Origin of the sequence: Variovorax sp. N23, from assembly GCF_025486315.1 — a bacterium.
Taxonomy (GTDB): Bacteria; Pseudomonadota; Gammaproteobacteria; order Burkholderiales; family Burkholderiaceae_C; genus Variovorax.
In genome coordinates, this window is sequence record NZ_JAOOPY010000025.1 from 41,911 (window position 1) to 54,500 (window position 12,590).

General features: G+C 68.4%; 12 protein-coding genes. 7 read left to right on the forward strand and 5 right to left on the reverse strand.

Annotated features, from left to right (window positions below; genetic code table 11):
- Positions 1-46 precede the first annotated feature (46 nt).
- From N8A90_RS24840 to N8A90_RS24860, 5 genes are all read left to right on the forward strand, one after another.
- A complete protein-coding gene (locus N8A90_RS24840; RefSeq protein WP_262077958.1) occupies positions 47-535 on the forward strand; it encodes a TRAP transporter small permease in 489 nt (162 codons plus the stop codon).
- A 4-nt stretch (positions 536-539) separates the two neighbouring features.
- Positions 540-1,835 carry a TRAP transporter large permease gene (locus tag N8A90_RS24845; RefSeq protein WP_262077959.1) on the forward strand — a complete coding sequence of 432 codons (1,296 nt, stop codon included), beginning with the start codon at positions 540-542 and terminating at the stop codon, positions 1,833-1,835.
- Positions 1,836-1,861: 26 nt separating this feature from the next.
- The gene (gene garD / locus N8A90_RS24850) at positions 1,862-3,442 is read left to right on the forward strand and encodes a galactarate dehydratase (protein ID WP_262077960.1); all 1,581 of its coding nucleotides are present in this window, start codon (positions 1,862-1,864) and stop codon (positions 3,440-3,442) included.
- A gap of 16 nt (positions 3,443-3,458) precedes the next feature.
- Positions 3,459-4,223, forward strand: a complete 765-nt coding sequence (locus N8A90_RS24855; RefSeq protein WP_262077961.1) for an SDR family NAD(P)-dependent oxidoreductase — start codon at positions 3,459-3,461, stop codon at positions 4,221-4,223.
- Between the two features lie 103 nt (positions 4,224-4,326).
- Positions 4,327-5,313, forward strand: coding sequence for a Bug family tripartite tricarboxylate transporter substrate binding protein (locus tag N8A90_RS24860; RefSeq protein ID WP_262077962.1), 987 nt, complete (start codon positions 4,327-4,329; stop codon positions 5,311-5,313).
- 18 nt (positions 5,314-5,331) lie between these two features.
- Here N8A90_RS24860 and N8A90_RS24865 read toward each other — a convergent pair whose 3' ends face one another.
- From N8A90_RS24865 to N8A90_RS24885, 5 genes are all read right to left on the reverse strand, one after another.
- Positions 5,332-5,517 carry a hypothetical protein gene (locus tag N8A90_RS24865; protein WP_262077963.1) on the reverse strand — a complete coding sequence of 62 codons (186 nt, stop codon included), beginning with the start codon at positions 5,515-5,517 and terminating at the stop codon, positions 5,332-5,334.
- Positions 5,514-6,701 (reverse strand): PepSY-associated TM helix domain-containing protein, encoded by a 1,188-nt coding sequence (locus tag N8A90_RS24870; RefSeq protein WP_262077964.1) that lies wholly within the window; start codon positions 6,699-6,701, stop codon positions 5,514-5,516. Before N8A90_RS24870 ends, N8A90_RS24865 begins: the two co-directional genes overlap by 4 nt.
- Before the next feature lie 31 nt (positions 6,702-6,732).
- Complete coding sequence (locus N8A90_RS24875; protein WP_262077965.1) at positions 6,733-8,826, reverse strand: TonB-dependent siderophore receptor; 2,094 nt, start codon at positions 8,824-8,826, stop codon at positions 6,733-6,735.
- 125 nt (positions 8,827-8,951) lie between these two features.
- Positions 8,952-9,779 (reverse strand): alpha/beta hydrolase, encoded by an 828-nt coding sequence (locus N8A90_RS24880; protein ID WP_262077966.1) that lies wholly within the window; start codon positions 9,777-9,779, stop codon positions 8,952-8,954.
- Positions 9,772-11,079: a hemolysin family protein gene (locus N8A90_RS24885; RefSeq protein ID WP_262077972.1), complete on the reverse strand. Its 1,308-nt coding sequence runs from the start codon at positions 11,077-11,079 to the stop codon at positions 9,772-9,774. The genes N8A90_RS24880 and N8A90_RS24885 overlap by 8 nt, the downstream gene beginning before the upstream one ends.
- 22 nt (positions 11,080-11,101) lie before the next feature.
- Here N8A90_RS24885 and N8A90_RS24890 point away from each other — a divergent pair, with 22 nt between their 5' ends.
- Together N8A90_RS24890 and N8A90_RS24895 are read left to right on the forward strand one after the other, a co-directional pair.
- On the forward strand, positions 11,102-11,944 hold the full coding sequence (locus N8A90_RS24890) for a symmetrical bis(5'-nucleosyl)-tetraphosphatase (protein WP_262077967.1): 843 nt from the start codon (positions 11,102-11,104) through the stop codon (positions 11,942-11,944).
- Positions 11,945-11,978: 34 nt separating this feature from the next.
- On the forward strand, positions 11,979-12,590 hold a 612-nt coding region (locus N8A90_RS24895), incomplete at its 3' end, for a cysteine dioxygenase (protein WP_262077968.1).

The following is a 12,590-nucleotide window of genomic DNA, read 5'->3' on the forward strand; positions in this document are numbered from 1 at the left end:
GGTGTTTCACGAACAGAGCGGCGCTCTCTTTTTCGCATCGAAAGTTATGTACACCAAACTTTGCCGCACGCTCGCGCGTGCCTGCATGTGGCTGGGCATCCTCGGACTCGTCGCAGTGATCTGCGCCGTGAGCTGGCAGGTGTTCGGCCGCTACGTCATGAACAACACGCCCACCTGGGCCGAGAGCCTAGCGCTGCTGCTGGTGCTCTACGTCACGATGTTCGGCGTCGCCGTCGGCGTGCGCGATGCGGGCCACATCGGGCTCGAATCCTTCCTGGTGCTGGCGCCCGACGGGCTGCGCCTGAAGATGGAATACCTCATCCATTTCCTGATCCTGGTCTTCGGCGCGACCATGGCGTGGAACTGCGCATCGCTCGCCGAATCGGTGTGGGACTACCGCCTGCCCACGCTGTGGATCTCCGAAGGCTGGAAGTACGTGCCGGCTGCCATTTCCGGCGTGCTGATCGTCATGTTCTCCATCGAACACATCATCGCGTTGGCCCAAGGCCGCGAAGTCGAACCCGCCTGGACCTGAGCCCATGACCATCCCGCTTCTCATTCTGTGCGTGTCGTTCACGCTCTTCCTGCTGCTGGGCGTGCCGGTGGCTTTCTCGATCGGCCTCTCGGCCCTGGCCACCCTCGCCTACGAAGGCCTGCCGCTCGCGGTGGGCTTTCAGCAGATGACGTCCGGCATGGGCATCTTCTCGTTCCTGGCGATTCCCTTCTTCATCTTCGCGGGGGAACTGATGCTCTACGGCGGCATCGCCGACCGCATCGTCAACTTCGCGCGCAACCTGGTGGGCCATGTGCGCGGCGGCCTCGGCATGTCGAACGTCGTGGCCTGCACGCTGTTCGGTGGCGTCTCGGGCTCGCCGGTGGCCGACGTGTCGGCCATGGGCGCCGTGATGATCCCGATGATGAAGAAGGAGGGCTACCACGCGGACTACGCCGTCAACGTGACGACCCACGCGGCCCTCGTCGGTGCGCTGATGCCGACCAGCCACAACCTGATCATCTATTCGCTCGCCGCGGGCGGCAAGGTGTCGATCGCCGCGTTGATCCTCGCGGCCCTGCTGCCGGCGTTGATCCTGACCATCAGCAACCTGGCGGCTGCCTACGGCGTGGCGGTGAAGCGCGGCTACCCGGCTGGCACCTTCCCGGGCTGGGCCATCGTGGCGCGCTCCTTCGCAGCAGCGCTGCCGGGGCTGTTCATCGTGGTGCTGATCCTCGGCGGGATCCTGTCGGGCATCTTCACTGCGACCGAATCGGCGGCCGTGGCCGTGCTCTATGCGCTGGCGCTCACGATCTTCCTGTACCGCACGCTCAAATGGGAACACTTCGTCAAGGCGGCCTCGAAGGCCGTGCGCACCACCGGCGTCATCCTGCTGCTGATCGGCATCTCGAGCACCTTCGGCTACCTCATCAGCCTGTACGGCGTGGCCGAGCTCACCGGCCAGATGCTGTCGCAGATCACCAGCACGCCCTGGATGATCTTCCTGATGATCAACGTCATCCTGTTCGTGCTGGGCACCTTCCTGGACATGGCTGCGACCATCCTGCTGTGCACGCCGATCTTCCTGCCGATCGCACAGCAGTACGGCATGACCTCGGTGCAGTTCGGCATCGTGATGCTCATCAACTGCGCACTGGGCCTGAACACACCGCCGGTGGGTACCACGCAGTTCGTCGGCTGCGCGATCGGTGGCGTGTCGGTCGGCACGGTGATGAAGACCATCTGGCCCTTCTACGGCGCGCTGATCTTCGCGCTGGGCTTGGTGACTTTCGTGCCGGCGTTCTCGACCTGGCTGCCCAGCATGTTCATGGTGGTGAAGTAATCCGGACCCGCAGGAAAGACGAGACCATGACCGTCCCGACGCCCCTCACCATCCGCATGCATGCGGCCGACAACGTGGCCATCGTCGCGAACGATGGCGGGCTGCCGGCGGGCACCGTGCTCGCTTCCGGCCTGACGCTGGTCGACAAGGTGCCCCAGGCCCACAAGGTCGCGCTCGAGGACATCGCCGAGGGCGGCGTGGTGCGGCGCTACAACGTGCCCATCGGCTATGCGCTCAAGCCCATTCCGGCCGGCAGCTGGGTGCACGAGCGCCTGCTGCAGATGCCCGCGGCGCGCGAGCTGGTCGGCCTGCCGATCGCCACGGTCAAGCCGCCGGAGATGCCGCCGCTGGAGGGCTACACCTTCGAGGGCTACCGCAACCTCGACGGCTCGGTGGGCACGCGCAACATCCTGGCGATCACGCAGACGGTGCAGTGCGTGGCCGGCGTGGTGGACTTCGCAGTGCAGCGCATCAAGGCCGAGCTGCTGCCCAAGTACCCGAACGTCGACGACGTGGTGGGCCTGTCGCACAGCTACGGCTGCGGCGTGGCCATCGACGCGCCCGACGCCGTCATCCCGATCCGCACGCTGCGCAATATCAGTCTCAACCCGAACTTCGGCGGCGAGGTGATGGTCATCAGCCTGGGCTGCGAAAAGCTGCAGCCCGAGCGGCTGCTGCCGCCGGGTTCGATCCCGCTGGTCGACGAGCGCAACGTGGCCGATGTCGGCGTCAGCGCCGAGAGCCCCCTCGACGTGGTCTGCCTGCAGGACAATGCGCACGTCGGGTTCATGTCCATGATCGATTCGATCATGCGGCAGGCGGAAGAGCACCTCGAACGCCTCAACGCGCGCCGCCGCGAGACGGTGCCCGCCAGCGAACTCGTGGTCGGCGTGCAGTGCGGCGGCAGCGACGCGTTTTCGGGCGTGACTGCCAACCCGGCCGTGGGCTTCTGCACCGACCTCTTGGTGCGTGCCGGCGCCACCGTGATGTTCTCGGAAGTGACCGAGGTGCGCGACGGTATCGACCAGCTCACCTCGCGCGCCACCACGCCGGCCGTGGCCGACGCCATGATCCGCGAGATGGCCTGGTACGACGCCTACCTCGACCGCGGCCGCGTCGACCGCAGCGCCAACACCACGCCCGGCAACAAGAAGGGCGGCCTCTCAAACATCGTGGAAAAGGCGATGGGCTCGATCGTCAAGAGCGGCAGCGCGCCGATCTCCGGCGTGGTGGCGCCGGGCGAGAAGGCGAGCCAGAAGGGCCTGCTCTACGCCGCCACGCCGGCCAGCGACTTCATCTGCGGCACGCTGCAACTGGCCGCGGGCATGAACCTGCATGTGTTCACCACCGGCCGCGGCACGCCCTACGGCCTGGCCGAGGTGCCGGTCATCAAGGTGGCGACGCGCAGCGACCTCGCACGCCGCTGGCACGACCTGATGGACATCAACGCCGGCCGCATCGCCGACGGCGAGGCGAGCATCGAGGACGTGGGCTGGGAGATGTTCCGGCTCATGCTCGAGGTGGCCAGCGGCCGCAAGAAGACCTGGGCCGAGCACTGGAAGCTGCACAACGCGCTGGTCCTTTTCAACCCCGCCCCCGTGACCTGAACCCAGGAGACCACCGATGGAAGACCTTCGAGGAAAAACCGCACTCGTGACCGGCGCCAGCACCGGCATCGGCGCCGCCGTCGCCGTCGCGTTCGGCGCGCGCGGCATGCGCGTGGCGGTGCACTACAACCAGTCGGCCGGGCCGGCGCAGGCGGTGGTCGACACCATCGTGAAGGCGGGTGGCGAGGCCTTCGCCCTGCAGGGCGACGTGCGGAACGCGGCCGACATCGTGCGCGTGGTGCGCGAGACGACAGCGCGCCTGGGCAGCATCGACGTGCTGGTCAACAACGCAGGTAGCCTGGTCAAGCGGGTGCCCATCGCCGAGTTCGACGATGCACTGTTCGACGAGGTGATGCACATCAACGCGCGATCGATGCTCGCCTTCTGCCGCGAGGTGGTGCCGCTGATGCGCACACGCGGCCAGGGTGGCAGCATCATCAACGTGTCGTCGGTGGCCGCGCGCAATGGCGGCGGGCCGGGCGCCTATCTCTACGCGGGCTCGAAGGGCTTCGTTAGCACGGCGACGCACGGTCTCGCCAAGGAACTCGCGCCGGACGACATCCGCGTGAACGCGGTGGCACCGGGCGTGATCCAGACGCCCTTCCAGGACCGCTTCTCGACCCCGGCCATCCTCGAGAGCTTCAAGGCCGGCATCCCGATGGGCCGCATCGGCGATCCCGAAGACTGCACCGGCGCCTTCCTCTATCTCGCGTCGAGGCAGCTCTCGGGCTACGTGACGGGCCAGATCCTCGAAGTGAATGGCGGGCAGTACATGCCCTGAACGTTTTCGACTCGCTGCCGCACACCGACATACAACAACACGGCATCTCACGCCGACGCCCCGCGTCGGCGACACCTTGAAGAACCCCTGAAGGAGACACACCATGCAACGCCGCACCCTCATCCAAGCCGCCGCCGCTTCCCTGGCCGCTGGCACCCTGCCCGCCTTCGCACAGGGCGCCTGGCCCACCGGCAAGGCCATCACCTACCTGGTGCCCTTCCCTGCCGGCGGCACGACCGACACGATGGGCCGACTCATCAGCCAGAAGCTCGGCACGGCGCTCGGCACCAGCGTGGTCATCGACAACCGCGGCGGCGCCGGCGGCAGCGTGGGCTCGGAGCTTGCGTCGCGCGCGACACCGGACGGCTACACGATGCTCGGCGGCACGATCAGCTCGCACGCCATCAACGTGAGCCTGTACCCGAAGATCGGCTACGACCCGATCAAGTCCTTCGCGCCGGTCACGCTGATCGGCACCAACCCGGTCGTGCTGGTGGTGAACGCCGCGAGCCCCTACAAGACGCTCAAGGACGTGCTCGAGGCGAGCAAGACCAAGCCGGGCGGCCTCTCGTCGGCCTCGGCCGGCACCGGCACCTCGCAGCACCTGTCGCTCGAACTGCTGGCCTACAAGTCGGGCGTGAAGTTCACGCACGTGCCGTACAAGGGCAGCGGCCCGGCCATCCAGGACGTGATCGGCGGCCAGGTCGACATGATGTTCGACACCACCGTGGTGGCCGCGCCCCACATCCAGAGCGGCAAGCTGCGCGCCATCGCCGTGACCTCGGCCAAGCGCCTGGCCTCGATGCCCGACGTGCCCACCATCGCAGAGTCGGGCATCAAGGGGCTGGGCGATTTCGAGGTGGTGTCGTGGCAGGCGATCTTCGTGCCCGCCGGCACGCCGGCGCCGATCGTCGAACGCCTGCACAAGGAGATCCGCACGATCCTCGCGCAGCCCGACATGCAGGAGAAGATGAAGGGCTTCGGCATGGAACCGGCCGACCTCACGACCGCGCAGATCGCCGCCTTTCAGAAGGCCGAGGTCGACAAATGGGCCCAGGTCATCAAGGCCGCCAACATCAAGATGGAATGAGTCCTTGCGCCAGGACGGTTAGCGCGGCGAACGCCGCCAGCCGAACCAGGCGCACACCGCGACGGGGAGGCCGAGCGTCACCCACGCCAGCATGTCCCCGGTGCCGCCGTCGCTGAACAGCGCGGAGATCAGACCCACGGTGGTGAGCACGCCCATCACCAGGGGCCAGCCCCACAGGCGCCAGAAGGCATGGCGCGGCTTCATGGCCGGGCCTCCTTCATCACGGCGACCGGCTGCGCGCCCCCGGCGACCTTCGCATCATCGCCCGCGGTCTTCGCCTTCGGCACCGGCACGCTGTTGCCGCGCTTGAGCCACAGGTACAGCCCGCTGCCCAGCACGACAATGGTGGCGATGTCGAGCAGCGCCCACAGGATCTGCATCGGCATGCCGCCGTAGTCGCCGAAGTGCAGCGGCTGCGACACCAGCAGCGCCGTCAGGTACCACGGCAGCTTGGGTGCGGCCGTGACCTCGGTGGTCTTGGCGTCGACCAGCACCGGCTGCAGCAGCTTCGACGTGAACGGCTCGTTGCCCTTGAGGAAGACCGTGGTGTGGTGCGGGCTGGAGAAGGCCGTGCCCGGGAAAGCGATGAACGACAACTTGCTGTTGGGCGACTGCGCATAGGCCGCATCCAGCGACTTCTGCACCGAGCCGCGCTCGGCCACCGGCGTGATGGGCTGGCCCTGGTAGGGGGCCAGCAGCGCGCTGAGCTGGTCGTACTGCCAGTACTTGATCACCAGGTCGGCCCAGGTGTTGATCATGCCGGTGCCGCCCACCACGAAGGCCCACACCAGCGTCACGATACCCAGCAGGTTGTGCAGGTCGAGCCACTTCAGGCGCGGCCGCTTCTCGCGGCGCACCGTGCCGAAGTCGAGCTTGCGCATGAAGGGCGCATACAGCACCACGCCCGAGACGATGGCCACCAGCAGCAGCAGGCCCATGAAGCCGAGGAAGAGCTTGCCCGGCAGACCGGCGAACAGGTCCACGTGCAGCTTGAACATCACGTACATGAAGCCCTCGTCGAACCTGGGCTGCGCCAGCACCTCGGCCGTGCGCGCATCGACCGCGACCGACTTGAAGTCGTCGGTGGGCGCGGGCGTCGGCGTGAGCGTGACGAACCACAGGCCGTCGTCGTCTTCCGGCTGCGAGACGAACTGCACCACGCGGTCGGGGTGCTTGGACTTCGCCACCTCGAGGATGCGGTCGAGGCTGGCGCGCGGCGTGTCGGCCGGCATCTTCGGTGCCTCGACCTCGGTGCCAAGCAGGTGGCCGATCTCGTGGTGGAAGATCAGCGGCAGCCCCGTGATGCACAGCAGCAGCATGAACACGGTGCAGACCAGGCTGCTCCATTTGTGGACCCAGGCCCAGGTCTTGATCTTTCGGCTGTTCATCGTGGGGGTCTTGTCGGGTGAGGTCTGCAGATCAGAAGCGGTAGGTCGCGCTGGCGACCACCTCGCGGCGCTTGCCGTACCAGCAGTCGCCACGCGCCAGGCAGGTGCTCAAGTAGGTCTTGTCGGTGGCGTTGTTGATGTTCAGCGCGTAGCGCCATTGGGCCGATTCGTAGGCAAGCATCAGGTCCAGCAGCGTCACCGAGGGAATGTGCGGCCCCGCGCTCGCGCCGTCGATGTCGCGGAAGCCGCTCATGTAGCGCACCCCGGCGCCAGCCGAGAAGCCGGTGACGCCGGCAATGGCGAAGCGGTACTTGCCCCACGCCGAGGCCTGGTTGCGCGGCATGTCGGTCAGCTTTCGGTCGACGTCGATGCGGGTGTAGTTGGCGACGAGGTCGAAGTCGCGCGCCAAGGTCGTCTTGAGTTCGAGCTCCAGGCCCTCGTTCTTCGTCGCGTCGACCTGGCGCCCATAGTCGGGATCGGTGGCGTCGGAGACGGTGCGGTTCTTTTCCTTGAGCGAGAACACCGAGGCGGTGAAGCTGGTGGCCGAACCCAGGGGCTGGTACTTCACGCCGGCCTCCGTCTGCTCGCCGCGCAAGGGCTTGAAGAGATTGCCGTTGGCATCGGTGCCAGCCTGCGGCGTGAAGGATTCGGTGTAGCTCAGGTAGGGCGACCAGCCCGACGGCAGCGTGTACATCACGCCCAACCGGCGCGAGGTGGCGCTCGTCGTCTCCGACGCGCTGCCCGCGGTGCCGGCCGTGCTGCGGTCGTAGCGCAGTCCTGCAACGAAGATCCAGTTGTCCAGTTTCATCTGGTCCTGGATGTACACGCCGGCATTGCGCTGGGTGGTGCGTGGCCGGTCGGTGAGTTCGGTCACCGGCACGTCGCCGATGCCGTAGACCGGCGCGTAGGCATCGATGGCGCTGTACGTCGCGCCTTCGCGCTTGTCCTGCCGCTGGCGCGAGTACTCGGCGCCCACCAGCAGCGTGTGGCGCAGCGCCCCGGTGTCGAAGTGGCCCTCGACGTGGTTGTCGATACCCGCCATCCGGGTCCACGTCAGCGACTTGTCGTTGACTCGGCCCAGCAGGCGCTGACCGGCCGGGTCCAACCCCCAGCCGCCCGGCGGCGTGAAGAAGTCCGCGTAGTGGTAGTGCGAGTCGTTGAAGGTGCGCGACATGCGGAAGTTCTGGCGGAACGTCCACCGGTCGTCGAACTTGTGCTCGAACAGCCAGCCGAAGGTCTTGCGCTCCGTGTCGTAGCCGTCGCCCGGCTCGCCGATGAAGCGGCTGGTCGGCAGGCGGCCATTGACGTTCGGCAGGATGGTGCCCCCCCAAGGGAGGAACTGCGCCGTGCTGCCCGTCTTGTCTTTCTGCCACAGGGCCTGCAAGGTCAGCGACGTGGCGGCGCTGGGCCGCCAGGTGAGCGAAGGCATGACCAGCGAGCGGTCGTCGGGCACGTGGTCCACCTGCGTGTCGGACTTGCGCTGCAGCGCCACCAGGCGATACGACCAGTCCCCGTCGGCCGTGAGCGCACCGGTGAGGTCGGCCTGTAACTGCTTGCGGTTCCAGGAGCCGAACTGCACGCCCACTTCGCGGGACGTCTGCTGCTGGGGCCGCTTGCTGACCATGTTGACCACCCCGCCCGCGGTGCCCGCGCCGAAGAGCATGCCCGCCGGCCCGCGCAGCACCTCCAGGCGCTCCAGCGTGTAGGGGTCGGGCCGCGCCGTGGCGGTGTACCAGCCCGAGGAATAGAGCTGCAGTCCGTCGAGGTACAGCGAGGGTTCGCTGCCGCGCACCAGGAAGCTGTCGGCGCGTGAATCCAGTCCATAGGCATCCGAACGCACCCCGGCGGCGTACCCCAGCGCATCCTGCAGGTTGGTGGCCCCCTGATCGACGATCTGGTCGCGCGTGACCACGGTGACGGACTGCGGCGTCTCGGCCAGCGGCGTGTCGGTCTTGGTCGCCGTGACGGCGTTCCGGGCCCGGTAGCCGACAACGGGCGAAGTCGCCGATTCGCTTTCCGCGTTCGCGTCGACACGCACTTCAGGAAGGGTCTGGGCCGCGGCCTGGAGCGACAGGAGGCCGAGCACCGCGGAAGCGGCCGCGCGGATACCGAACGGCGAAGTCATGCGAATCGTCATTGGATTTAGAAATGAGAAGGATTCGCATTCTATTCAACACCTCTGTGCCGCTGTCAACGCCGCGCCCACGGCGCGTGGGGGCACTCGAGGTTCAGACCCCTTGAAGGAGCGGCTCAGTCGAGCGCGCGGTCGAGCAGCAGGTCGACCTGTCGGCCCAGCGCGCTGCGCGGCGCGACCAGGCGCTGCAGCAGGCTGAAGTGGTCCGCGCCGGGCTCCAGGTGCAGCACCGAGGGGTTGCCCATGGCGAGCCACACCTCGTGCATGCGGCGGCTCTGCTCACGCATGGCGGGTGTCTCGTCGGCGCCGGCAGCCAGTAGCAGCGGCGGGCCGTCGGGGGCAGCGCGGTACAGGGGCGACGCATCGGCCGCGCTGGCGGCATCGAGCCGCAGGTTCTCGTTGAGCGAGGTCTGCACCAGCGGCGCCAGATCGTAGAGGCCGCTCAGCGCGATCACCCCGGCCACCGTGGCCATTGGCAGGCCACGCGCGGTCCAGTCGGTCAGCGCCATTTCCATCGCCAGATGGCCACCGGCCGAATGCCCCGCTGTCACCAGGGGCAGTGCGGCATCGACCCGCCCGAGCACGGCCGGCACGGCGGCGCGCACGGTCTCCGTCAGCGCGGCCAGCGACACCGTCGGGCACAGCGGGTAGTTCACCATCGCCACGTGCAGCCCGCGCCGCACCAGGGCCGGCGCGATGAAGCGGAAGCCTGCCTTGTCGCGCCTCTGCCAGTAGCCGGCGTGCAGGTAGATCAGCACGCCGCGCGCGGCGGGGCCGGCGTCGAAGAAGTCGAAGGTGCAGCGCTTGGCCGCGCCGTAGCGCAGGTCGAGCTCGCAGGCGCCGTCGCGCACGGCATCGGCGCTGCGCCGCTCGAATTCCTCGAAGAGCGCCGGGAAGCCCGGGCGCGCCTGCCCCGTCAGGTACTGGAACTCGACATCATCCATGGTCCGACTCGCCGCCTGCGTGCGCCACCACGCGGTCGATGCGGCGGCCGTCGAGCGCGACCACCTCGAAGATCCAGCCCGCGCATTCGATGCGCTCGCCCACCACAGGCAACTGGCCCGACACCGACATCAGCAGGCCCGCGACGGTGTTGTAGCGGCCCCGCTCCTCCTCGGGCAGCTCGCGGATCGCGAGGCGTGCCCGCAGTTCCGACACCGGCATGAGGCCGTCGAGCTCCCAGGCGCCGTCCTCGCGCAGGCGCGCCCAGGCGTCGGTCGTGGTGTTGGGCTGCAGTTCGCCGGTGATCGCTTCGAGCAGGTCGCGTGGCGTCATCAGGCCCTGCACCACGCCGTACTCGTCGACCACGAACACCAGCCGGCCGGCGCGCATGCGGAACTGCTCCAGCAGCTCCATGCCGGTCAGCGTCTCGGGCACGAAGGAGGCCGGCTGCGCCACGCTGTCGATGGTGCCCTCGTGCTGCGGCCCGAGCCGCAGCAGATGTGCCACGCTGATCACGCCGACCACGTCGTCGAGCGAGTGGCGGCACACCGGGTACCAGGAGTGCACCAGGTTGAGGGCACCGGCGTCCGCCACCTTCTGCAGGCTGGAGGCCACGGTGTCGGTGGCATCCAGCCATTCGATGTCCGCGCGCGGCACCATCAGCGAGCTGAGCCGGCGGTCGTCCAGGTGGAACACGTTGCGCACCATCTGGTGCTCGTGCATCTCGATCACGCCGGCGTCGACGCCCTCCTCCAGGCTGGCGGAAATCTCTTCTTCCGTCACGGTCCGCGCCGCATTGGCGTCGATGCGCAGCAGCTTGAGCGTCATCGCTGTGGCGCTCGACAGGAGCAGCACGAAGGGCTTGGCGCCGGTGGCCAGCGCACGCATCGGCCGCGACACGAAACGCGCGACCGGCTCGGGGTAGAGCTGGCCGATGCGCTTGGGCACCAGTTCGCCGAAGATGATGGTGAAGAAGGTGATGCAGGTCACCACCACCGCGGTGGACGCGACACTCGCCGTGCCGGCGCCCATGCCCGCGCCTTCCATCCACACCGACAGCGGCGCCGCGAAGGCCGCTTCGCCGACGATGCCGCTGAGCATGCCGATCGAGGTGATGCCGATCTGCACGCTCGAGAGGAACTGGGTCGGGTCCTCCATCAGCTTGAGCGCCGCGGCGGCGCCGGCATCCCCGGTTTCGGCCAACGCCGCGAGCCGCGCGCGACGGCTGGTGGAAAGGGCCATTTCGGACATCGCGAACAACGCATTGAGCGTGGTCAGCAAGGCCAGCAGGAAGACATCCATGAACGGGGGAGAGAATGAGGACATGGCACTTTACTTGATCGGTGACGTGCAGGGCTGCGACGACGCCCTGCAGCGCCTGCTCGACCACATCGACTTCTCCCCGAGCCGCGACACGCTCGTGCTGCTGGGCGACCTCGTCAACCGCGGGCCCGATTCGGCCGGCGTACTGCGGCGCGTGCAGCGCCTCGGCGGCGCGGCGCGCAGCCTGCTGGGCAACCACGACCTGCACCTGCTGGGCGTGGCGCACGGCGCGCGCAAGTCCGGGCGCAAGGACACGCTCGACGGCATCCTCGAGGCGCCCGACCGCGATGCATTGATCGACTGGCTGCGCCACCAGTCGATGGCGCTGCACCAGACCATCGGCGGGCGCGACCTGCTGATGGTGCACGCCGGCGTGCTGCCGCAGTGGAGCATCGGCCAGACGCTGGTGCTGGCGGCCGAGGTCGAGTCGGTGCTGCGCGGCCCGACGCTGGGAGAATTCGTGCGCACGATGTACGGCAACGAGCCGGCGCAATGGAGCGATGCGCTCACCGGCCACGCGCGGCTGCGCGCCGTCGTCAACGGCCTGACGCGGCTGCGCTTCTGCACCGCCGACGGCGTGATGGATTTCGACACCAAGGACAGCGCCGACGCGCCGCCGCCCGGCTACATGCCGTGGTTCGACGTGCCCGACCGCCGTGCCGCCGCTGCGACCATCGCCTTCGGCCACTGGTCGACGCTGGGCTGGATCGCCCGGCCGGGGCTGATCTCGACCGACACGGGCTGCGTCTGGGGCGGCTGCCTCAGCGCCGCGCGCATCGGCGACACGCTCGATGCCATCGAGCACGTCGAGGTGCGCTGCGACCAGGCGCAGAAGCCGGGCTGACGTTCCGCCCGCACGCCACGAAGGAAAAGACACGATGACCCCAGACGCAACCGCCACCCCGCACGTCGCCGGCGCCATCACGCCTTTGCGCGACTTCGTCACCGGCTTCGGCCGCCTGCTCGACACGCGCCCCGACGAGCCACGCATCCTGGCCGAAGGCGGCGCCCTGTTGCGCACGCTGGTCGCCCGCGACGACTGGCTGCCCGCGGCCTTCGCGCAGCCGCATCCGACGTATTACCAGCAGCACCTGCTGCATGCGGACTCGACCGAGCGCTTCTCGATCGTCAGCTTCGTCTGGGGGCCGGGCCAGGCCACGCCGGTGCACGACCACACGGTGTGGGGCCTGATCGGCATGCTGCGCGGCGCCGAGGAAAGCCAGGCCTACGTCGAACGCGACGGCCGTGCGGTGCCGCATGGCGCGCCGGTGCGGCTGGTGCCGGGCGACGTCGAGGCGGTGTCGCCTACCGTCGGCGACGTGCACCGCGTGCGCAACGTCTTCGACGACCGCGTGTCGGTCAGCATCCACGTCTACGGCGCCAACATCGGCGCGGTGCGGCGCCACACCTACCCGGCCGAAGGCGGGCGCAAGCCCTTCGTCTCCGGCTATTCGAACGCCCTGCTGCCCAACCTGTGGGACCGCTCCGCC

Bases quoted from the DNA above. Each gene is read 5' to 3' on its own strand.
- N8A90_RS24840 (WP_262077958.1), top strand. From the start codon at position 47: ATGTACACCAAACTTTGCCGCACGCTCGCGCGTGCCTGCATGTGGCTG.
- N8A90_RS24845 (WP_262077959.1), top strand. From the start codon at position 540: ATGACCATCCCGCTTCTCATTCTGTGCGTGTCGTTCACGCTCTTCCTG.
- garD (WP_262077960.1), top strand. From the start codon at position 1,862: ATGACCGTCCCGACGCCCCTCACCATCCGCATGCATGCGGCCGACAAC.
- N8A90_RS24855 (WP_262077961.1), top strand. From the start codon at position 3,459: ATGGAAGACCTTCGAGGAAAAACCGCACTCGTGACCGGCGCCAGCACC.
- N8A90_RS24860 (WP_262077962.1), top strand. From the start codon at position 4,327: ATGCAACGCCGCACCCTCATCCAAGCCGCCGCCGCTTCCCTGGCCGCT.
- N8A90_RS24865 (WP_262077963.1), bottom strand. From the start codon at position 5,517: ATGAAGCCGCGCCATGCCTTCTGGCGCCTGTGGGGCTGGCCCCTGGTG.
- N8A90_RS24870 (WP_262077964.1), bottom strand. From the start codon at position 6,701: ATGAACAGCCGAAAGATCAAGACCTGGGCCTGGGTCCACAAATGGAGC.
- N8A90_RS24875 (WP_262077965.1), bottom strand. From the start codon at position 8,826: ATGACTTCGCCGTTCGGTATCCGCGCGGCCGCTTCCGCGGTGCTCGGC.
- N8A90_RS24880 (WP_262077966.1), bottom strand. From the start codon at position 9,779: ATGGATGATGTCGAGTTCCAGTACCTGACGGGGCAGGCGCGCCCGGGC.
- N8A90_RS24885 (WP_262077972.1), bottom strand. From the start codon at position 11,079: ATGGATGTCTTCCTGCTGGCCTTGCTGACCACGCTCAATGCGTTGTTC.
- N8A90_RS24890 (WP_262077967.1), top strand. From the start codon at position 11,102: ATGGCACTTTACTTGATCGGTGACGTGCAGGGCTGCGACGACGCCCTG.